The organism is Bradyrhizobium australiense (assembly GCF_013114825.1).
Classification (GTDB): domain Bacteria; phylum Pseudomonadota; class Alphaproteobacteria; order Rhizobiales; family Xanthobacteraceae; genus Bradyrhizobium; species Bradyrhizobium australiense.
Map to the genome: position 1 here is coordinate 657229 of NZ_JAAVLX010000004.1, position 20562 is coordinate 677790.

The window sequence follows — 20562 nt, forward strand, 5'->3', positions numbered from 1 at the left end:
ATTTGGAAGCAGGTCTGGAATTGACATGCATACTGATAATCAGCATGCTGAGCAATATCGTCGACGCGTTCTGGCCGTGCGGTTGCCGCCTGCCTGGGCCCTTTCCGCGGCCCGGCGGCTCGATGAAGGCAGCGTCTTCGGTCAACATCCGGGGCGGCCGAAGACGGGAGGAGCAATCTCATGCAGTTTCACCTGAATGGATTCGAGCCGGGCGACCCCGAAATTGCCGATCCCGTCGGGCGGGTTTTACCGTCCGGCAGGTCTGGATCGGTTCCGGCGGAAGTCGACGTCCTGATCGTCGGCTGCGGACCGGCCGGATTGACGCTGGCGGCGCAGCTTGCGGCGTTTCCTGACATCAAAACCTGCATCGTCGAGCAGAAGCCGAGTCGGCTGCTGCGCGGCCAGGCCGACGGCGTCGCCTGCCGCACCATGGAGATGTTCCACGCCTTTGGGTTCAGCGAACGCGTGCTGAAGGAGGCGTGCTGGATCACTGAAACCACGTTCTGGAAGCCGGATGACGGCAAACCTGAAAACATCGTCCGCAGCGGCCGGGTTCAGGACGTCGAGGACGGGCTGTCGGAAATGCCGCATGTCATTCTCAACCAGGCGCGCGTGCATGATTGCTATCTCGATGTCATGCGCAAATCGCCAGCAAAGCTCGAGCCCTACTATTCACGGCGATTGCTGGATCTTTCGATTGCGCCGGCGGCACGATTTGAAGACCACGCGGTAACCGTGCGCCTTGAGCGGCTCAACGCCGGGCACGAGGGCGAAGCCGAGACCGTCAAAGCTCGCTATGTCGTGGGATGCGACGGCGCGCGCAGCACGGTGCGTCAATCGATCGGGCGGGAGCTGCGCGGCGATTCCGCCAACCATGCCTGGGGCGTTATGGACGTCCTTGCCGTCACCGACTTCCCCGACATCCGCTTCAAGTCGCTGATCCAGTCGGCCAGCGACGGCAGCATTATCGTGATCCCGCGCGAAGGCGGCTATCTCGTCCGGCTCTATGTCGAACTCACCCAGCTCGACGCGGGCGAGCGGGTCGCCAGCCGCAAGATCACGTCGGACGATCTCATAGCGAAGGCGCGGCGGATTCTCAATCCGCATACGCTGGACGTGAAGGAGATCGCCTGGTGGTCGGTCTATGAGATCGGCCAGCGGCTGACTGACAAGTTCGACGACGTGCCGGCGGAAGAGGTCAACTCGCGCCTGCCCCGCGTGTTCATCGCCGGCGATGCCTGTCACACCCACAGCCCGAAAGCGGGCCAGGGCATGAACGTCTCCATGCAGGACGCCTTCAATCTCGGATGGAAGCTTGCTTCCGTGCTGCGCCGGCGCAGCGCGCCGCATCTCTTGCACAGCTATTCGGCGGAACGGCAGGCGGTTGCGAAGGAGTTGATCGACTTCGACCGCGAATGGGCCGCGATCCTCGCGTCCGCCAAGGGCGACAACAAGGGCGCCGACGCTGCGAAAACCCAAGACTATTTCGTCCGTCACGGCCGCTATACCGCGGGAACGGCGACGCGCTACCGCCCGTCCGTCATCACCGCCGAACCCGATCACCAGCATCTCGCCCGGGGATTTGTGATCGGCACACGCTTTCACTCCGCGCCGGTCGTTCGCCTCGCGGACGCCAAGCCGGTTCATCTCGGCCACGTCGCCAAGGCAGACGGACGCTTCCGGATTTTCATCTTTGCAGGCGCGGGTGATTCCGCAGCCGCCAACTCCCCTGTTCGCTCGCTGTGCGATTTCCTGAGCGAAAGCCCCAAATCTCCCGTCAGGAGGTACACGCCTGCGGGCGCCGACATCGATTCCGTAATCGATATCCGCGCCGCGTTCCAGCAGGCCCACACCGAACTCGCCAGCGAGAAAATGCCCCCGCTCCTGCTCCCGCGCAAAGGACGCTACGGGCTCATCGACTACGAAAAAATGTTCTGCCCCGATCTCAAGGCCGGCCACGAATTCTTTTCGATGCGCGGCATCGATCGGAACGCGGGCTGCATGGTCGTAGTGCGGCCGGATCAATACGTCGCACATGTGCTCCCGCTCGATGGGCATAACGAGCTGGCGGCATATTTCGACGGGTTCATGCTGACGGGTAACGTGAGCGCGTAGCCCGCATGAGTGCAGGGATATTGGGGGACACTGTCCCGGGGTCGCTTCGCTCGCCCGGGGTACGCTCCTGCACTTCTGAGCAAGACACGGTGATTTCTTAGGCAACTCCCCCGGAACTAAAATCCGGCATCTTTGCCCCCAAATCCCTCTCCGCCCCGACCGCCTCCCTCCATTGAACTCAGCGCCCTGCTCCGATATACGGGCACTCGACTCCGGCCGAGGGAATGGGCCTTCCGGGGCCGTGCACCCGCCTCCTCCAAGCCGTTCCGGATTTTCTCCAGTATATCAAAGGCTTAATGATGTCTTCCACATTCGATCAGATCGCCAACATTATCGCGGAGACCTGCGACATTCCGCGCGACACGATCAAGCCGGAGAGCCACGCCATCGACGATCTGGGCATCGACAGCCTGGACTTCCTGGACATTGCATTTGCCATCGACAAGGCGTTCGGGATCAAGATGCCGCTCGAAAAATGGACCCAGGAAGTCAACGACGGCAAGGCCACGACCGAGCAGTATTTCGTGCTGCAAAATCTCGCCGATCGGATCGACGAGTTGGTCGCCGCCAAGAATGCAGCGCCGGGCGCCTAATCGCCCGCCATGCAACTTGATTACTTCCAGCTGATCGACCGCATCGTCGACCTCAACCTCGACGACAAGAAGATCACGGTCGAGGCGCAGGTGCCGGCCGCGCATACCATCTTCGAGGGGCATTTCCCGGGCTATCCCATCATGCCCGGCGTGCTCTTGACCGAAGCGATGGCACAGAGTTCTGGCTGGCTGTTGCTCGGTGTGATGAAATTTGAGCGCATGCCGTTCCTCGCCATGGTGAAGGAAGCCAAGATGCGCGGCTTCGTCAGTCCGGGCGATCTGCTGACGATCGATGCCAAAATCGAGCATGAAGGTTCCGGGTTTGCGGTCACCTCGGCGAAAGTGCGCGTCGGCAAGGAACTGAAGTGCAGTGCCGACCTGACCTTCCGCCATATCCCCTTCCCGCATCCTGACCTGCGCGTGCATATGGACGCTATGGCCAACAAGATCGGCTTCCCACTGCAGGCAATCACGAATGACTGAACAGAAGTCCGCAGGCGCCAAGGAAGTCTGGATCACCGGCATCGGCATCGTCTCCTCGCTCGGCGAGGGACTGGACGCGCATTGGGATGCGTTGAATGCCAAAAAGATCAACGTCGACGACAAGCGGTTCGCGCCCTACATCGTGCATCCGCTGGCGCCTGTTACCTTCGACGCGCAGATCCCGAAAAAGGGCGACCAGCGCCAGATGGAAGCCTGGCAGCGCATCGGCACCTATGCCGCGGGGCTGGCGCTGGATTCAGCGGGCGTCAAAGGCAACAAGGAAATCCTTGGCCGAATGGACATGATTGTCGCCGCCGGCGGCGGCGAGCGCGACATCGCGGTCGATGCGGCAATCCTGAGCGCCGACGCCAAGGGCAATTCGAGCCCCGGCTTTCTCAACGAACGGCTGATGAACGATCTGCGGCCGACGTTGTTTCTGGCCCAGCTCTCCAACCTGCTCGCCGGCAACATCGCCATCGTCCATGGCGTCTGCGGCACGTCGCGCACCTTCATGGGCGAGGAAGCCGCCAGCATCGATGCGGCGCGGATTGCGCTGGCGCGGATCGAAGCCGGCCAAAGCGATATCGCGCTGGTCGGCGCGGCCCACAATGGCGAACGGTCCGACCTCCTGGTCCTTTATGAATTCGGCGACTTCAACCTGACCGAAAAATTTTCGCCGGTGTGGCAGCGCGACGATAGAAGCGGGTTCGCGCTCGGCTCCGCCGGCTGCTTCCTGGTGCTGGAAGCGCGCGAGCACGCCGAAGCCCGCGGCGCCAAGCCTTACGCCAAGCTGACCAAGGTCGTCGCCGATCTTGCGCAGCGCAAGCAGCCGGGCGCGGTGACCAAATCGCTGGAGGCGCTGTGGCCGAAGCTCGGCGTCGGCGACAGCGGCACCTTGATCACGGGGGCAACGGGCGCCGAGCCGGTGACGTCTGAGGAAAAGGTCTTCCTGCGCCAGCATCCCGGCTTTGCGATCCGCGCCACCGGAACGATGTTTGGCCATACGCTGGAGACGCAGTTTCCGCTGGGGCTGGCGCTGGCCGCGCTCTCGATCTCCCGTGGCGCGCTGTTCCCGCCCAACGACCCGACCGGCCTCGAGGTTGAAAAGGCAGGCAGCCCGGACCAGATTGTGGTGGTGGGGGCCGGACACTGGCAGGGCGAAGGCATGGCCCTGGTCGAGGCCATCAAGTAGCGCGTGATCCGGGACGGCATCATTGCTTTTCCGCTGGGATCACGACCAGACCATGAAATGAGCGCGACAGCGCTTTCAGTTACGGCGCAGCATCGACGGGGGAACCATGTCAGCACCACGCGATAAACTCGGCAGGCCGATCGTCGTCGTCACCGGCATGGGCGTGGTGACCTCGCTCGGCGCCGGCAAGAAGGACAATTGGGCCCGCCTGACCGCGGGCGAGTCCGGCATCCGCACCGTGACGCGCTTTCCGATCGACGGCCTGAAGACGACCATGGCCGGCACCGTCGATTTCGTCACCGTCGAGCCGTTCTCGTCGACCGGCCTCACCGAACGTCTCGCCGAGATGGCGACCGCGGAAGCGCTCGAACAGGCCGCGATCGGCACCAAGGCCGATTTTCCTGGGCCGCTGTTTCTGGCGGTTGCGCCGGTCGAGGTCGAATGGCCGCAGCGGCTCGAGCTTGGACGCGCCGTCGGCAAGACCGAATTCGGCTATGAGCACATGCTGCGTGTCAGCGGTGGCGGCCGGTTCACCGAATATCATCACCGCTTCATGTTCGGTTCGATCGCGAGCCACCTGGCCGAAAACTTCGGCACCAAGGGCTCGCCGATCTCGCTGTCGACCGCCTGCGCCTCCGGCGCCACCGCCATCCAGCTTGGCGTCGAGGCGATCCGCCGCGGCGAAGCCGATGCCGCGCTGTGCGTCGGCACCGATGGCTCGGTCAACCCGGAAGCTTTGGTGCGCTTCTCGCTGTTGTCGGCGCTGTCGACGCAGAACGAACCGCCGCAGGCCGCTTCAAAGCCGTTTTCAAAGAACCGCGACGGTTTCGTGATGGCGGAAGGCGCCGGCGCGATGGTGCTGGAGAGCTATGAGTCCGCGATCGCGCGCGGCGCAAAAATTCTCGGCGTGGTGGCCGGCTGCGGTGAACTGACCGACTCGTTCCATCGCACCCGCTCCAGCCCCGACGGCAAGCCAATCATCGGCTGCATGCGCAAGACGCTGGCCGACGCCGGTCTCGAGCCGGAACAGATCGACCACATCAACGCACACGGCACCGCGACGCCGGAAAACGACAAGATGGAGTACAACACGACCGCGGTCGTGTTCGGCGAGCACCTGCCGAAGATTCCGGTGTCGTCGAACAAGTCGATGGTGGGGCACACGATTTCCGCGGCCGGCGCGGTCGAGGCCGTGTTTTCGCTGCTGACGCTGGAGCATCAGCGGATACCGCCGACCATCAATTACGAGATTCCGGATCCGACCATTCTGTTCGACGTGGTCGGCAACAGGGCGCGCGATGCCAAGGTTACCGCCGTGATGTCGAACTCGTTCGGTTTCGGCGGGCAAAATGCCTCGCTGATCCTGACGCGCGAACCGGTGTAGCGAACTGGCTGTTTCCTAGAAAATGAACCGCCTGCTCCTACGCACCAGGGCGCGCCTGCGCGACGCCGCCAAGCCGGTGGCGGAAATAGCCGTCGGCGCGCTGACGATCGCGCTGTTGCGCACCACCCGCTATTTCGATCCGGACAAGACAGCCAATTTTTTTGGCCGCGTCACCCGTTTCATCGGGCGACGGCTGCGCGAGGACCGGATCGGGCGCGAAAATCTCACGGCCGCCTTCCCGGAAAAGTCGCCGGAAGAGATCGAAACCATCCTGACCGGCGTGTGGGACAATCTCGGCCGCATCGGCGCCGAGTTCGCCCATCTCGATCACATCTGGGACTACGATCTCGATCATCCGGAAAAACCGAGCCGCATCGAGTTCGGCGCGCGGACCAAGCAGATTTTCGATTCGCTGCGCGACGACGGCAAACCCGCCATCATCTTTGCGAGCCATCTCGGCAATTGGGAGATCCCGGCGCTCGGCGCCGTCGCCCACGGGCTCGATTGCGCGATCCTGTTCCGCCGGCCGAACATCGAAGCCGCCGACCGCGCCATTCAGAAAATCCGCGCCGTTAAGATGGGCACGCTGGTGCCGGCCGGCCGCGAGGCGCCGCTCAAGCTGGCCGAAGCGCTGCAGCGGGGCCAGCACGTCGCGATGCTGGTCGATCAGTACATGGGCAACGGCGTCGAGGTGACGTTCTTCGGCCGCAAGACCAAGGCCAACCCGACGCTGGCGCGGCTGCTGCGGCAGGTCGAATGCCCCGTGCATGGCGTGCGCATCATCCGCCTGCCCAACCACCGCTTCCGCGCCGAGCTTTCCGAAGAGGTCAAGCCGGTGCGCGACGCCGCAGGGCAAATCGACATCCAGGGCACGATGCAGGCGGTGACATCCGTGATCGAAGGCTGGGTGCGCGAATATCCGGACCAGTGGCTGTGGCTGCACCGACGATGGCGGTAGGGCCGTAGCACGGGTGAAGCGCAGCGCAACCCGGGCACTCTCGCTGAAGTCCCGGATTGCGCTTCGCTCCATCCGGACTACAGGAAGGCTTACCCGCCGAACAGCAAACCGAGGCTCCACGCCTTCATCGCGACGGTCGCCCCCAGAACGAAGATAATCTGCAGCAGTGTGCGCGTTGAAAAGAACGTGAGGATATTGGTCATGTGATGCTCCCGAGGGGAGCTATAGATTCCGTCCCGGGTTTCGGCAATAGGAGTTTGTTGGAAGCGTAGCCCGGAATGACTCAGAGCGTCACTTCCCCGTCTTCACCCGCGTCCACAGCCGGTTGATCACGCGTTGCGTCGCTGGATCGCGGGCCTGGATCACGAACAGCTTCTTCTGCGTCGCTTCATCCGGATAGATGTTCTTGTCGTTGAGAATCTTCGGATCGATCAGCTTCTGGCTCGCCAGATTGCCGTTGGCATAAGACAAAAAGTCGGAATTCTTCGCCGCGACGTCCGGGCGGTAGAGATAGTTGATCAGCTCATAGGCCTCCGCGACGTTCTTGGCATCCGCCGGGATGGCGAGATTGTCGAAGAACATCTGCGCGCCCTCCTTCGGAATCGAGTAGCCGATCTCGACGCCGTTCTTGGCTTCGGCCGCGCGGCTGCGCGCCTGCATGATGTCACCGGACCAGCCCACCACGAAGCAGATTTCGCCCGACGCCAAGGCGCCCAGATATTCGGAAGAGTGAAATTTGCGAACGTTGGGCCTGATCTTGCTGACGAGATCGGCGGCCTTTTCCAGATCGGCCGGCTTGGTCGAGTTCGGATCGATGCCGAGATAGCTCAACGCGGCGGGAAGAATATCATCGGCGGAATCCAGCATGTGGATGCCGCAATCCCTAAACTTGGCGAGGTTCTCCGGCTTGAAGACGATTTCCCAGCTGTCGATCTTCGCGTCGGGCCCAAGGATTTTCTGCGCCATCTTGATGTTGTAGCCGATCCCTGTGGTGCCCCACATGTAATTGGCGGCGTAATTGTTGCCGGGATCATAGGTCGCGAGCTGGTTGGTCACGACCGGCCAGGCATTGGCGAGATTGGGCAGCTTCGACCTGTCGAGCTTGAGAAAGACTTTTGCGGTGATCTGGCGCTGCAGGAAATAGCCGGTCGGCACCACGACGTCGTAGCCGGACTTTCCCGCGAGCAGCCGCGTCTCCAGCGTCTCGTTGGCGTCGAACGTGTCGTAGACCACCTTGATGCCGGTTTCCTTGGTGAAGTCTTCCAGTACCCCCGGCGCCATATAGTTCGACCAGTTGTAGAAGTTCACGGTGCGCTCCTGCGCCCAAGCGGGCGAGAGCGACAGCGCGACCGTCATCATACCGATCAGACGAAGCGGGCTTCGGATTGGAGCGCGCATTCTCTACCTCTTGCGGCGGCCATGCACCGCGTCCGACAGGCGTTCCAGCGCGGTATCCAGCGTTTCGTCCTTCTTGGAAAAACAGAACCGCACCACGGACGTCACCGCATCCTGTTCATAGAAAGCCGACACCGGGATCGCGGCGACCTTGTAGTCGCTCACAATGCGCTTGCAGAACTCGACATCGGTTTCGTTCAGCCCGAGCGGCGAGAGGTCGACGGTGAGAAAATAAGTTCCCTGCGATTTCAGCACGGGAAAACCGATTCTCTCCAGTCCCTTCGTCAGACGGTCCCGGCTCCGCGCCAGCTCCTGGCGCATGTCGTGAAAATATTGATCGGGCTTGCCGAGCCCGTAGGCGACGGCAGCTTGCAGGTTCGGCGCGGTGGTGAAGGTCAGGAACTGGTGCACTTTGGCAGCCACCCGCAACAGCGGCGGCGCGGCGCAGACGAAGCCGACCTTCCATCCCGTCAGCGAAAAAATTTTGCCGGCGCTGCCGACCTTGATGGTGCGGTCGCGCATGCCCGGGATCGTGATCAGCGGAATATGCTCGCGGCCGTCGAAGATCACGTGCTCCCAGACCTCGTCGCAAATCGCGATGGTGTCGAACTTCTGGCAGAACCGCGCCAGCAGTTCGAGGTCTTCGCGGGGATAGACAACGGCCGCCGGATTGAGCGGGTTGTTGAACAGCACCGCTTTGGTCTTCGGATTGAAGACGCTCGCCAGCATCTCCTCCGTCAGCCGCCAGCCCGGCGGCTCCAGCCGCAACAGGCGCGGAATGCCGCCGGCCTGACGGATGATCGGCAAATAGCTGTCATAGACCGGCTGGAACACGACCACCTCGTCGCCGGGTTCGACCACGGCGAGGATGGAAGCAGTCAGCGCCTCGGTACCGCCGGAGGTCACCATCACTTCCGTCATCGGATCGAGGGAGAGCTTGTGCCAGCGGCCGTAATGGGCGGCGATCGCCTGCCGCAGCTCCGGAATGCCCATCATCGACGGGTACTGGTTGTAGCCGTTCACCGTGGCGTCGGCCGCCGCGCGGCGGATATCCTCCGGCCCGGGATCGTCGGGAAATCCCTGGCCGAGATTGATGGCGTTGTTGTCGCGCGCCGCCTGCGACATCGCCTCGAACACGGTGACGGGAAGGTCGGCAAAGACCTTGTTCATGGATGTCATTGGCAGATCAGCCGCCGCTTTTGGTCGGCAACCCCGCGGCCTTCCAGCCGATGATGCCTCCTGCCAGATGCTTGTCGTAAGGCAGCCCCGCCGCCTGGGCCGCCAGCGATGCCGTGACCGAGCGCTTGCCCGAGCGGCAGGCGAAAACCACCTGCTTGCCTTGCGGGTCCGGAATGGCCGCCGGATCGAAGCTCTGCAGCGGAACGACTACCCCGTCCGGATAGGCCTCCACCGCCACCTCGTTGGGCTCGCGGACATCGACCAGAAGATAACGCCCTTCCGCCATCCCCTTGGAAACGTCTTCCGGCGTCAAATCGTGCACCTGATGGTCCGCCACGCATATCCTCCTAACCAACCGGCCGGGCTCCAGACAGCCGCGCCGCGCGGGCGCCAAAGTCGCCTCTCGCGCGGCGAAAATCAAGCGCCGTAAACGGTTTAAACGCCCCTCCGAAATTTCAGCCTGAGCTTCCGCCGCGGGCCTCGTTGGAGGAACACGACGCAAGCTCTCTCGCAATGGGCCAGGCGCCGTTCGGCGTTTGAGGAGCGCTCGTCCGGTAACCGCGACGAAGATAGAATTCCCGCGCGTTCGAACTGGCTTCGGCCCGCACCGCCCGAATGCCTCGCTCGCGCATCAGCCGCTCGAACATCTCAAGTAAGCCAGCACCCACGCCGCGGCCGGCAAATTCCGGGGCAGTATAGAGCCCCTCCAGATAGTCGCCGCGAATGGCGCCCCACCCGGCCGTTATGCCATCGCATTCGGCGACCCATACCTCCAGTTCGCGAAGCTTTCGCTCCATTCCGGCGCGTGTGAGCCGCGCAGCCCACGCGTGCGCTTCGGCAACGGACATTATTGGGGGCGCAAGCTCGAGGATCGACCGTCGTCGAACCTCGTAGAGACCGTTTGCGTCCGCGCGCGTCGCCAGACGGTGGACGGCACCCATTGTCACCTGCCCCGAATCTTTCTCGTCGCGAAACATGGCCATCATCGCACGATGCCTTGATTTCTGCACTTTTTGAGCAACAGATTGAGACATGTAAGGCATGTAACTCTTGGAGGACACGCGATGACGAAGCGTGGGCTCGCGTTGTTACTCGTGGGGCTGCTGCCCGGCTTGCTGCTCGGCGGCTGCATGCAAGCGACGCTTGCACCATCATCGAATGCCAGTTTGACCCCAAGGGACCGGCAATTGCTTGCCCATACGCCTTATGCGCCGGCGAGCATCCCCGAGACTTTTCGCCGGCATATTGTCGATTACACGCGCAAGGAGCAGCCGGGCACGATCCTTGTCGACACCAACGCGCGTTATCTCTACTACGTCCTTCCGGGAGGCAAGGCGATCCGCTACGGCGTGACCGTCGGAGAGGAAGCGCTGGCCTGGTCCGGCGTCGCAACCGTTGGCCGCATGGCTGAATGGCCAGATTGGATCCCGACGGCGGAGATCCAAGCTCGGCTCGGCCCCTACCCGAAGCGCGTTGCCGGAGGGCCGGCCAATCCGCTGGGCGCGCGGGCGCTCTACCTTTACGAGGGCAATAAGGACACCCTGTACCGCATCCACGGCACCAACCAGCCGGAATATATCGGTCAGGCCATCTCGTCCGGCTGTATCCGCATGACCAACGAGGACATTATCGATCTGGTGAATCGGGTGAAGCTGGGCGCGATCGTCGTCGTCCTCCCGCCGGGCCGGACCGCGTAGCGAGTTACGCAGCGTGCCGCGCCATTGCGCCCCATTTCGCTGCTCGCAATTCTTGTCAAACCACTTGCCACGCGCGAAACCTGCGTCATTGACTCGTGGGAAGCATCTGCAGCTCGGCAATGCGATCGTCGGCGCGTCGGAGCCGCCGGCACAGCTCGCGGTTGATATTCTGCATTACCATCACATACGCATGGATATCGGTCTTATAGCATGTGTAGAGTTTTTTCGCCGTGAGCTCGTACAGCACGGTGGGGCTCTCTGCGACGACGCTAGCTGATCGGTTCTGCATTTCGATGAGCGTCATTTCGCCGAAAAAATCACCGGGACCGAGACCCGCCATGCGAATGACGCGTCCGGAATCCGCCAGTTTGCTCACCACCAACTGGCCAGAGTGAACAATGAACAGTGAGCGGCCCGGTTCTCCCTCCGTTACGACAGCGGCACCGACGTTGAAGCGGCGCTCGACCAGCATCGAGATCAAGAGATCGAGGCTTGCATCTGAAAGGCCACCGAAGAACGGTGTGGCGAGCAAGAACGCTTTCAGATCAGGGGAACTGACAGCCATCGACAAAATATACTCCCGCTCCTAGCAGCGGCAAGTCGCCAACCCGACGGGATGATCTGCGATAAGTACTTGCGGCGGTGTCGGGCTGTCGATCGAAAAGCAGACCGGCCCGATCATGGCGCTGAAGAATCTGTGGGGCTGGCGGTCCCCTCTTTGCCCCGTAACTTCTCTTCGGCTGGCCCTTGGCAGACATGCCGGCCGTTCCGCTTGATGTCTGCGGTTGGGGGGACCGGGCGCACCGTTCAAGCGGGCCAGCTTCCGATATTGATTCAAGTCGGAGGTCACCAGCCTCGCGGGACCAGGCCGATCCCCTCGGTCGGGTATCGAACCTTCAATCGGCCGCATAGAACGCCTCCCGGATGGGATTCGAAATTGGACCGGAGCCAATAATCGCCGTCTGGGTCATGACCACGCCGATGACGCGGTTTGTCGGATCGACCCAAAACTGCGTGCCATAGATGCCGCCCCATCCATAGCTACCGGCCGGAAGACGGCTCTTGGCTGCGGCTGGATCAGTCACGATCCCAAAGCCCAGCGTGAAGCCCCAACCCGGCCCGCGAAGCGTCGGCATGTTGCCGGTCGCGTTCTGCGTCATCTGCCGGACCGTCTCAGCGCGGAGCACCCGCACGCCGTCAAGCTCGCCCTCGTTCAGCAGCATCTGCAAGAACCGCGCGTAGTCACCGATCGTGGCACTCATGCCGGCGCCGCCGGAATTGTAGGCAGTCGGCGAGAAGGCGCGGTTCGGGTCGAGGCTGGCAATGCCCTTGGTGGGTGGGAACGGCACTGCCTCAGGTCCCAGCACGGGAACGTAGCCTGTACCGAGTGCGCCGGTGACCTGTGCGGGTCGCGTCACCTGCACGAAGCGTGAGCGAACGGGCTCAGGTGCGTTGAACACAAAGCTCTCGATGCGCAAAGGCTTTGCAATGCGCTCGATGACGAAAGATTCCAGGCTGTTTCCCGTCACCTTCTCGATGACGGCCCCGAGCACGTCCGTCGCAAGCGAGTATTCCCAGCCCGTACCAGGCTGATAGCCAAGCGGAACGGAGGCGAGACGCTGCATTGCTTCAGCCGTGGTCACTTCGGGCTGATCTAGCCCGTCGGTCACGCGCGCGTCGCGATATGCATCCACAAGCCGAGCATTATTGATGAAGTTATAGGAGAGCCCGGCGGTATGGGTCAGCAGTTCGCGGATTGTCGGGGGCCTGTTCGCCGGCCCCTCGCCGCCGTCGGGCCCTCGCACCCGCAGCTTGGTGAACTCGGGGAGGAAGCGGCTAACCGGATCATCCAGGCCAATCTTGCCCTGCTCGACGAGCATCATCGCCGCCACTGAGGTGACGGCCTTCGTCATAGAGGCAACTCGGAACATATCGTTTTCGCCGATCGGCGCGGAACTCCCGACCTCGCGAACGCCGACGCTGCGGCTGTAGACCGGGCGGCCGTCCTGGAGGATCAGCACCAAGATACCCGGAGTGCTGCGGCCTTCGACCAATCCCCGAAGAGTTTCATCGAGCTTTGCGTTGCGCGCCTCGGGCGAAAAGGCCAGCGCCACAGGGGTGGGGCTGAGCGCGAAAGCTATTACTGCGGCCCCAAGCAGTCGGATGACAAGACGACGTGAGATCATGGTGTCCCTCCCGTAGACCTGTTCTGACGCGCCATTCTGCAGCTACTTGAGATCGGAAGCAATGTCTCGGACGTTGGCTATTAATAGCAACGGCGTTGGCCGACCTTCCGCAAATGACCAAACGCCAAGCCCCGGAATGCTCGATAGAACTTCTTAGCTTTATCGTTTCGGCACGATGCAGTCGTCAGCCCGACCTTTGCGGGCAAGCCAAGGGCATGGATTGAAAGCCATTGTTGCCGCGTGTCTGATCAGCAAGATCGATACATTTCCTGCAGAGGCCTTCCGCTCAGAAAGATAGTGTGAGGAGTCAGTCCACCCCTGCGAGCGATCCAGCGGCGCACCGGCGTCGGATAGGTCGAGTACAGCATCACGGTTGCTTCGGGATCAGTGAAGGCGCGACCATTGGCGCCGTAATTCCAGGCCGCATGGAAGCCGAGCGTCGCGCGCGAAGTTACGCAGATTTTGTCGTGAGGGAGCGCGCTGAGAACCATGGTGCACGCCGAGGCACAGAGACCATCGATGATCACGGATTCGCCCGATGAGGCTAGGCGCTGGTATCTAACGATGTAAGTCGCGATCAGACCGCCTCGATCATTCGTGATGCGTACTGCAGAACTTGCCTCTGACCCATTTAGGATTAGCAGAATTGCCACAAGGAATCCCGTCACATACTTCATGTCCCACCCTTGGGTTCGAGCAAAACCGATTTGGATCGCTTTGCGTGATGCGCGAAGCTGCTACAGGCTTGTTCAGGTTCATGGCATTGTCTGGGCGCAAACCGCAGGACGGCAACCTCGGTTCCCGGTTGCAACTTATGAAACTGAGCCGCAGGTGAAACGAAAGGCTGAGATTGCTCCTCGCGACCCGAGCGGTCGGATGTGATCGCCTCCGCACGGCCGGAGGTTAGCACGCGTCTGATCAGGAGTTGCCGACGGATGTTGCAATTGAAGTGCATGAAGGCGCCGCGGCTAACCCGAATTGGCTGCCCGGAGTGCCGATAAATGAGGCCGTTAGCGTATGCTTGTTGGTTCTGGGGCAGGTTCTCTTCGTCGCTGGATTAACATCTTTTTTGTTTCACCGTAAGCAAGCTGCGCACCAGAAATGTCGCGAGTCATGCGGCGGTCGAGGGAATCAAGGAGCTTCAGATGCCGCCTAGCCGAACCGTGATCGCCTCCCCCGCGCTGCTGGCAGTCGATAGAAAGGGACCAGAATTCAAAATCACGATTGCAGTGGGCGAGCCCTACCAGTCTCGGACACCGAGTGGGCCTGTCCGGCGTCAATGGAAGGGCTGTACCGTCGCTTCTCCGACCAGCACGGCGCCGGCTCCTGATAGGCGCCACAAGCTGGCACATCAGATCATCGCCCAGATGCTGGCCTATTTCGTCAAAGACGGTGGCAAACTCTTCGACCCCGAAGAACGCAAGCCGGTCACGCCGGAAGAGCTGTTCCCAAAACTCGCTTTGTGCGGCTAACCAAATATCGGTCGGCCGGTGCCCGCTTGCGGCTCTCAACGGACATGCCGAGCGGGCCGGATGATGTCCGCCTTCGGGAGCAAAGCAGAAGTGCCTATAAGTCCGAGCGATGTCGCATTTTGGGCCCAAAACAGATCTCTTATGGGTTGTAGCTGTTGCCTACTTTCAGGGGCGGAGCGGACGCGAGGGGGCAAGACGCCTCACGTCCTCTATTGACCAAAGCGGACGAGCGCAGCGTTAAGGAAGTTGGAATGAGTGAGCCGCTAGACCGGCGATCGTGGCGGCTATTCGGCTTGGAGTTCAACGGGACGTTCGACTTTATCGAACGAAGGTCCGCCCGCGCGTGTCTCCGTCCGCGAAGGGATAATTTACTCAATCACCTCATCCGCACCGCTAACAACTGAAGGCGAGAACTCGTAACCAAGCAATTTAGCGGCCTTCAGATTGATAATGAGCTCCAACTTGGTGACCAGCTGGACCGGAAGATCAGAAGGCTTCTCGCCCATCAGAACCCGTCCAGCATAGATACCCGAGCGTCGGTGCGATTGTACAAAATCTCCTCCATAGCTCATCAAACCGCCGGCCATGGGAAAGTCTCGCGTTTGCGTGATTGCGGGCACGCGAAATCTCATGGCGAGATCGGCCAATCGTCGACTGCGAAACGCAAAGTAGGGGTCAGAGGTGAAGACAAGTCCTCCCGGCGATTGCCCCGCTATGGAAGAGAAGATAGATTCAAATTCATCTTCCTTGCTCGCACTTAGGATCTGCAGATCGATCCCAAGGGTTTCGGCAGCGGAACGAAGCTTCCTCAATTGTGAATTGGCGGTCGGACTTGTAGGATTGGCGACAACCGCAACTTTACTTGCTGTCGGCAGAAATTCGTGCATCAACTCGAGCCGTTTCGGCGACACGTCGACGCTCAGGCTCGAAACTCCCGTGATATTGCCACCTGGCCGCGATAAGCTGTCCACCACGCCTAACTGGACGGGGTCACCACCCATTTCAAACACGATTGTCTTGCCGGTACCAGCAGCTTTCGCTGCGAGTGCCACGGGAGCACCACCAGGAGCAACAATGATATCTACGTTCCGAGAGACCAGTTCAGCAGCTAGGCCAGGCAATCGAGCATATTGTCCGTTGGCCCACTGATAGTCTATCGTCACATTGCGGCCCTCGACAAAGCCAGCTTCGCCAAGTCCTTCGTGGAAAGCCTTAAGTCGACTGGCAAATCGCTCCGGTGATTCCGGGCAAAGATAACCAATGACCGGCAGGGACGGTCTCTGCGCATACGAGGAGGTCGTCCACGAAGCGGCGCCTGCTACCAATAAGAGAAAGTCACGCCGCCTGGCGCGTCCCTGGGGCGTTGCTGATCTAGAGTTAGCGTACCTCATCTACCGACCCGCTGGCATCCGCCGTTTGTCAGAGCATACCGCACGGTGCTCAACAAGTCGCCGGCCGATTGCACCAAGCATCCGCAGGTCAGCATCGGCTAAAACGGATTGAACGAAATTCCGAATACCGGAATTGCTTCGTCAAAGCCCTTGATTTGGCGGCCCCCAAGGTCTTCCAAGGGGCGCTTGCCCCTGACGTCTGCGGCGACTTCGGCGTCCAACAGGATTTCCCGGTCTGCGGCAGAGGCGCACAGGCGGGCTGCGAGATTTACAACACTGCCGATGGCCGTGTAGTCGAGCCGATCCTGGTAGCCAATCCGACCGACAGTTGCCGGTCCGCTGGCGAGACCGACTCCGAAGCCAACGTGATAGCCCCGCGATTGCCAGCCGGCGATCAGTGCTTGCACGCTCTTCTGCATTTCCATCGCAAGATCGACGGCCCTTAACGCTGGGTCTTCGACCGTAACAGGTGCGTTCACCAGAACCATAAGACCGTCGCCAGAGAAACTAATGAGCGTTGCCTCGAATTGCGCAATAACCCTACCAAGGATCTCGTAGTACTCCGACAGCACACTCATGACTTCTTCAGGTGCAACTCCCGCGGAAAATGCGGTGAAGCCTCGCAAATCGCAGAATACAACGACGACGTTCGTACGGCGGCCATCCAACACGCTTTCGTCGCCGGCCCGATCGACAAGATCGGCGACCTGAGGCGCGAGGAATCGCTTGAGCCTCGCTATGCGTTCCTGGTGCTGCTGCGCGAGGCCCAACTCAGCGGCCATCCTGTTAAAGCTATTTGCCAGACGCTGAAATTCATCTCCAGTCTGGATGGAAATGCGATGGTCGAAAAACCCGGCACCGACACGTTCCGTCCCCTCCTTAAGAAGCCTTATCGGCTCCGTCATCCTGTGCGCCAATCCATACGCGAGAAGGCCTGCGAACACTGTACTGATTGCGAGAAGCAAGGCGGTTCGCCACACGGCCGCATAGATGGGCGCGTAAGCTTCAGATAGGGGCTGTTCCGCCACTACCGTCCAATCGGGACCTTGTACGGGAGCTGCGCTGGCTGCAATGTCACGTCCATGTGCATCCCGGCTCGTTGCGAAACCCGCACTCGGGCCGATCGCGTCGCGTATGGTACGAAACGGTTTCGAGGTTGCTTCTTCCGCCCCACGGAGGACGAGGCTGATGTCGGGATGAGCAATGAGGCGGCCCGGCCGGTCCAAGACGAAGGCGATACCGGTCTTTCCCACCTTGATCGCCGATATCACATCCCAAATCAGCTTCAGATTGACCTCGGCGACGACAGCCCCAACGGCAGGTCGATTACCCACGATCGCAACCGTCAGGTATGGTTCCGAGCCTCGATTGTAGCTTACGTCGCTAAACCAGACTTGGGACGTGCGGGCGCCAACCAATGCAGGATCAGTTGATCTGTCCGCGCGGCTTTCAATGCGATTGAGGCCGATCCTCGAGATATGGAGACGCTCTAAACCCTTGTTGTCGAGCAGTGTCAGACTAACGATGGCAGGCGCCTGCCGAAACAGACGCAACGCGTCAGTCCTCCGCCGCTCGTCCGGCTCGTCAGTCCATGGAAGCTGGACCAGCCAGCCAAGTTGGTTTGTGATACCGTAGATGAAGTCATGGATCTCGGCGGCAGCTGACGTCGCTTGAACGCCAAGTAACTGGTCGAGCCTCGCGCGCTGGTCGCGATAGCCGAACCACGCTTCAATAACCCCGTTGATCGCGAGTGGAATCGCGACAGCCATGAACAGCGCGAGCAAGTACTTCTGAAAAAGGCCGCGAAATCGATATTGGGCAATCATGCTCCAGTACCTGTGCAATCACACCGAGATAGAATAGGCCGATAATATCACTTTGCTCTACTGTCTGGCGTTCTAGATCCAGACGCGCACGGCGCCACCTCTTAGGCTTTTGGGGCTGTTTCCGAGCCGGCCGGGAGCAGTCCAGTGATCGCTTTTGGCCATGGTGGTCACAGCTGAGCTATCTGTCAGCACTGGGGGGCCAAGCTTCGTCCGACGTCCGCCTCTGCCTCATTGCGGCCGTTCCGAGCATAGCGCAGGAATACCTGCGGCCGCGAACGGATCTCACTTTGCTTCTCGTAATCTGCAAACTCATGCGGCTGGATGGGACTGGATCTGCCGGGCTTGAACGCTCTCGTCCTGCTCCAGCGGCAGGGAAAATTGAAACACGGCGCCTCGAGGTTCGTTCGCACTCGCCCACATCCGTCCCCCGTGAGCCTCGACCATCGACCGGCAGATAGCGAGGCCCATACCCATGCCCTTGTCCTTGGTGGTGTAGAACGCCTCGAAGACGCGCTCCACATCTTCCGCGTCCAGACCCGGGCCGGAATCGCGAACCGTGACGAGCACGCCGCCCGCGGCCTCCCTCTCGCTGTTGATCCGTAGCTCGCGCGTCCCGTCGTCGCCGCCGCCCAAGGCTTCAATGGCATTGAGGATCAGGTTCAAAATCACCTGCTGCAGCTGAGTGCGATCGCCTTTCACCATAGGCAAGGCCGGCGCGAGCTCGGTCTGCAGCAATATGCCATGCTTGAGCATTTCGCTCCGGGTCAGCGCGACCATTTCAAGGATGGCTTCATTGAGGTCGAACCGATCCTTCCGCGGCGGCACCTTGTTGATGAGGGCCCGGATCCCGCTAATGACATTGCCGGCGCGCTTGCCGTCCTCGACGATCCGGCGAAGGGAATCGCGAACCTCGCCGAGATCTGGCGGTTGAGCGCTGAGCCAGCGCAGGGCAGCCTGGGCATTGGTAACCGTCGCTGCGATCGGCTGGTTGACCTCGTGGGCAATCGAGGCCGTCAATTGACCCATCGTGGTGACGCGATTGGCGTGCGCAAGCTCTACCTGCATGGCGCGCAACGCCTCTTCGGCCCGCCTGCGCTCGGTGATGTGCCGCCCGACACCGCGGTAGCCGACGAAGCGCCCCGCCTTGTCAAACATCGGCAGCCCGGAGACGGACACGTAACGCTTGCTGCCGTCGGGTCCAGGCCGCGCGAGCTCAAAATCACGGAATGGCAGGTGGGCATCGAGCGTCTCCCGGTGCTTGCGCCAGCCCTCTTCATCCGGCTCCAGATAAGGCACTTCCCAACGTGTCTTGCCGATTTCGGAGCCGGGCGCCGGTGCTTCGGCAAGGCTCTCCGCGAACTCCTGGTGAATGAAGCGGTGTTGCGCATCGGTTTCCCAGTACACGTCGAAGGAGAACTGCACGAGCGTGCGAAAGCGTTCCTCGCTCTGCCGCAGCGCCTCTTCCGCCCGCTTGCGCTCGGTCAGATCGAGCACAAAGCTGACACCATGATTTGGGCTTTGCTCGAGCATCGTCCCGCCGAGCAACACAGGCACGCGGCTGCCGTCCTTTCGAAAATATTCTTTCTCGAACGGTTGGACGGTCCCCATCCGCTTCAGCTCTTCCACGGTGCGTGCGTCGCGGTAGCGCCATTCCGGCGGCGTCAGGTCCGTCCGGTTCACCCGTCCCGAGGCAAGATCCTCCCGGTCGTAGCCCAACATATGGAGAAACGCATCATTGGCCTCGAGAATGTGACCTTCGAGATCCCAAATGATGATGCCAACGATGTTGGCGTCGACCAGGCGGCGGATCTTCTTGTCGCGCGCAAGGAGATCGCCGTGGAGCGCCACGTTCTCCGCGATCGCCTTACGCCGCCTTGCCGCTTCGAGCCGTGCAAGCGCCAACGCCACCACTGCCAGGACTGAAACAATGACGACGGCCGTAGCGATCAGCCAGGCGTTGCGTTGTTCGAGGGCCTCGGCGCGCTTCTCGTGATCCACGAGCAGGAAACGCTCGTGGTCCACCATCTGGTCGATTTGTGACCTTATCTCGTCCAGGCTGCGGATCATCGCCAGCGCCGCCAGCCCGGAGGTGCTGGCCGTCTTGACGATGTCATCGATCTCACGCAGCTTTGCTGCAACTGTCAGCGCCAGATGTCCGGCACGATGGTTCTGCAATGGATCGTTCGCGACCAGAGCCTGGAGCGCCTGCGCGTCTCGTCGTACGCTTTCGTCGGAGACGCCGTAGGCCTTGAGATATGAGGGATCGAGCGTCAGCAGATATCCGCGTCTTTGGGCCTCCACGTCGGCGATGACCGCCCGCAGCCGGTCCAGCGTCTCGAGCACCTGACGGCTGCGCTCGTGTGCAAGACTCACCGCTTGTCGCTCCTGCCAATATCGAAGGCCGAGAAACCCGGTCGAGACCACCGCAGCCAGAACCACCACGACCACCAGCGTCAGCGGACGAGCAAACCACCGAGAGGACTGGGTCAGAGGGACTGACATTAGCCTTAAGTCTTCGATGCTCGCGTGAGCGGCTCTTTTCCGGTGCCGACGCAGGGTATTGCTAGTATAATAAACATACAGCTACGGTCTGCGTAGTTAAGATAGGAACCGGCACGCCCCGCAGATTACACCGGCTTGGAAGCCCGTCAGTCCCCTCACAAGGGGCCAGAACGTCACGGGTGGGGCCGC

At 61.3% G+C, this 20562-nt stretch carries 18 protein-coding genes; 8 read left to right on the forward strand and 10 right to left on the reverse strand.

Annotated features, from left to right (window positions below):
* Positions 1-180: 180 nt before the first annotated feature.
* The 6 genes from HCN58_RS15275 (at position 181) to HCN58_RS15300 (ending at position 6725) form a co-directional block, all read left to right on the forward strand.
* Positions 181-2115 (forward strand): FAD-binding monooxygenase, encoded by a 1935-nt coding sequence (locus HCN58_RS15275; protein WP_171580174.1) that lies wholly within the window; start codon positions 181-183, stop codon positions 2113-2115.
* 299 nt (positions 2116-2414) lie between these two features.
* Positions 2415-2708 carry an acyl carrier protein gene (locus tag HCN58_RS15280; RefSeq protein ID WP_028346689.1) on the forward strand — a complete coding sequence of 98 codons (294 nt, stop codon included), beginning with the start codon at positions 2415-2417 and terminating at the stop codon, positions 2706-2708.
* Between the two features lie 9 nt (positions 2709-2717).
* Positions 2718-3191 (forward strand): 3-hydroxyacyl-ACP dehydratase FabZ family protein, encoded by a 474-nt coding sequence (locus HCN58_RS15285; RefSeq protein WP_171580175.1) that lies wholly within the window; start codon positions 2718-2720, stop codon positions 3189-3191.
* On the forward strand, positions 3184-4383 hold the full coding sequence (locus HCN58_RS15290; protein ID WP_171580176.1) for a beta-ketoacyl-ACP synthase: 1200 nt from the start codon (positions 3184-3186) through the stop codon (positions 4381-4383). The genes HCN58_RS15285 and HCN58_RS15290 overlap by 8 nt, the downstream gene beginning before the upstream one ends.
* 106 nt (positions 4384-4489) lie before the next feature.
* Entirely contained in the window at positions 4490-5767 is a 1278-nt protein-coding gene (locus tag HCN58_RS15295) for a beta-ketoacyl-ACP synthase (protein ID WP_171580177.1), read from the forward strand.
* A gap of 22 nt (positions 5768-5789) precedes the next feature.
* Positions 5790-6725 (forward strand): lipid A biosynthesis lauroyl acyltransferase, encoded by a 936-nt coding sequence (locus HCN58_RS15300; protein ID WP_171580178.1) that lies wholly within the window; start codon positions 5790-5792, stop codon positions 6723-6725.
* A 291-nt stretch (positions 6726-7016) separates the two neighbouring features.
* On the opposite strand, the gene HCN58_RS15305 is transcribed toward HCN58_RS15300, so the two are convergent.
* The 4 genes from HCN58_RS15305 to HCN58_RS15320 all read right to left on the reverse strand — a co-directional run bounded on the left by HCN58_RS15305 (position 7017) and on the right by HCN58_RS15320 (position 10285).
* Positions 7017-8084, reverse strand: a complete 1068-nt coding sequence (locus HCN58_RS15305) for a polyamine ABC transporter substrate-binding protein (protein WP_235983661.1) — start codon at positions 8082-8084, stop codon at positions 7017-7019.
* 42 nt (positions 8085-8126) lie between these two features.
* Entirely contained in the window at positions 8127-9299 is a 1173-nt protein-coding gene (locus HCN58_RS15310; RefSeq protein ID WP_171580180.1) for an aminotransferase, read from the reverse strand.
* 7 nt (positions 9300-9306) lie between these two features.
* Positions 9307-9636, reverse strand: a complete 330-nt coding sequence (locus HCN58_RS15315; RefSeq protein ID WP_171580181.1) for a rhodanese-like domain-containing protein — start codon at positions 9634-9636, stop codon at positions 9307-9309.
* Positions 9637-9754: 118 nt separating this feature from the next.
* Positions 9755-10285 (reverse strand): GNAT family N-acetyltransferase, encoded by a 531-nt coding sequence (locus HCN58_RS15320; RefSeq protein ID WP_210265998.1) that lies wholly within the window; start codon positions 10283-10285, stop codon positions 9755-9757.
* Between the two features lie 78 nt (positions 10286-10363).
* Here HCN58_RS15320 and HCN58_RS15325 point away from each other — a divergent pair, with 78 nt between their 5' ends.
* Complete coding sequence (locus HCN58_RS15325; protein ID WP_171580183.1) at positions 10364-10996, forward strand: L,D-transpeptidase; 633 nt, start codon at positions 10364-10366, stop codon at positions 10994-10996.
* Between the two features lie 85 nt (positions 10997-11081).
* Here HCN58_RS15325 and HCN58_RS15330 read toward each other — a convergent pair whose 3' ends face one another.
* From HCN58_RS15330 to HCN58_RS15340, 3 genes are all read right to left on the reverse strand, one after another.
* On the reverse strand, positions 11082-11561 hold the full coding sequence (locus HCN58_RS15330) for a Crp/Fnr family transcriptional regulator (RefSeq protein WP_171580184.1): 480 nt from the start codon (positions 11559-11561) through the stop codon (positions 11082-11084).
* A gap of 331 nt (positions 11562-11892) precedes the next feature.
* Positions 11893-13182, reverse strand: coding sequence for a serine hydrolase domain-containing protein (locus HCN58_RS15335; RefSeq protein WP_171580185.1), 1290 nt, complete (start codon positions 13180-13182; stop codon positions 11893-11895).
* Positions 13183-13430: 248 nt separating this feature from the next.
* Positions 13431-13859, reverse strand: a complete 429-nt coding sequence (locus HCN58_RS15340; protein ID WP_171580186.1) for a hypothetical protein — start codon at positions 13857-13859, stop codon at positions 13431-13433.
* Positions 13860-14327: 468 nt separating this feature from the next.
* Between HCN58_RS15340 and HCN58_RS15345 the strand changes: the two genes are divergently transcribed.
* Complete coding sequence (locus HCN58_RS15345) at positions 14328-14654, forward strand: hypothetical protein (protein WP_171580187.1); 327 nt, start codon at positions 14328-14330, stop codon at positions 14652-14654.
* 368 nt (positions 14655-15022) lie between these two features.
* On the opposite strand, the gene HCN58_RS15350 is transcribed toward HCN58_RS15345, so the two are convergent.
* From HCN58_RS15350 to HCN58_RS15360, 3 genes are all read right to left on the reverse strand, one after another.
* Entirely contained in the window at positions 15023-16045 is a 1023-nt protein-coding gene (locus tag HCN58_RS15350) for an ABC transporter substrate-binding protein (protein ID WP_171580188.1), read from the reverse strand.
* 98 nt (positions 16046-16143) lie between these two features.
* Positions 16144-17871, reverse strand: a complete 1728-nt coding sequence (locus tag HCN58_RS15355; protein ID WP_171580189.1) for a cache domain-containing protein — start codon at positions 17869-17871, stop codon at positions 16144-16146.
* A gap of 309 nt (positions 17872-18180) precedes the next feature.
* Positions 18181-20373 (reverse strand): PAS domain S-box protein, encoded by a 2193-nt coding sequence (locus HCN58_RS15360; RefSeq protein ID WP_171580190.1) that lies wholly within the window; start codon positions 20371-20373, stop codon positions 18181-18183.
* Between the last annotated feature and the right edge of the window lie 189 nt (positions 20374-20562).

Coding starts and splice junctions, on each gene's coding strand:
- HCN58_RS15275 (WP_171580174.1), top strand. CDS start 181: ATGCAGTTTCACCTGAATGGATTCGAGCCGGGCGACCCCGAAATTGCC.
- HCN58_RS15280 (WP_028346689.1), top strand. CDS start 2,415: ATGTCTTCCACATTCGATCAGATCGCCAACATTATCGCGGAGACCTGC.
- HCN58_RS15285 (WP_171580175.1), top strand. CDS start 2,718: ATGCAACTTGATTACTTCCAGCTGATCGACCGCATCGTCGACCTCAAC.
- HCN58_RS15290 (WP_171580176.1), top strand. CDS start 3,184: ATGACTGAACAGAAGTCCGCAGGCGCCAAGGAAGTCTGGATCACCGGC.
- HCN58_RS15295 (WP_171580177.1), top strand. CDS start 4,490: ATGTCAGCACCACGCGATAAACTCGGCAGGCCGATCGTCGTCGTCACC.
- HCN58_RS15300 (WP_171580178.1), top strand. CDS start 5,790: ATGAACCGCCTGCTCCTACGCACCAGGGCGCGCCTGCGCGACGCCGCC.
- HCN58_RS15305 (WP_235983661.1), bottom strand. CDS start 8,084: ATGATGACGGTCGCGCTGTCGCTCTCGCCCGCTTGGGCGCAGGAGCGC.
- HCN58_RS15310 (WP_171580180.1), bottom strand. CDS start 9,299: ATGACATCCATGAACAAGGTCTTTGCCGACCTTCCCGTCACCGTGTTC.
- HCN58_RS15320 (WP_210265998.1), bottom strand. CDS start 10,285: ATGATGGCCATGTTTCGCGACGAGAAAGATTCGGGGCAGGTGACAATG.
- HCN58_RS15325 (WP_171580183.1), top strand. CDS start 10,364: ATGACGAAGCGTGGGCTCGCGTTGTTACTCGTGGGGCTGCTGCCCGGC.
- HCN58_RS15330 (WP_171580184.1), bottom strand. CDS start 11,561: ATGGCTGTCAGTTCCCCTGATCTGAAAGCGTTCTTGCTCGCCACACCG.
- HCN58_RS15335 (WP_171580185.1), bottom strand. CDS start 13,182: ATGATCTCACGTCGTCTTGTCATCCGACTGCTTGGGGCCGCAGTAATA.
- HCN58_RS15340 (WP_171580186.1), bottom strand. CDS start 13,859: ATGAAGTATGTGACGGGATTCCTTGTGGCAATTCTGCTAATCCTAAAT.
- HCN58_RS15345 (WP_171580187.1), top strand. CDS start 14,328: ATGCCGCCTAGCCGAACCGTGATCGCCTCCCCCGCGCTGCTGGCAGTC.
- HCN58_RS15350 (WP_171580188.1), bottom strand. CDS start 16,045: ATGAGGTACGCTAACTCTAGATCAGCAACGCCCCAGGGACGCGCCAGG.
- HCN58_RS15355 (WP_171580189.1), bottom strand. CDS start 17,871: ATGATTGCCCAATATCGATTTCGCGGCCTTTTTCAGAAGTACTTGCTC.
- HCN58_RS15360 (WP_171580190.1), bottom strand. CDS start 20,373: ATGTCAGTCCCTCTGACCCAGTCCTCTCGGTGGTTTGCTCGTCCGCTG.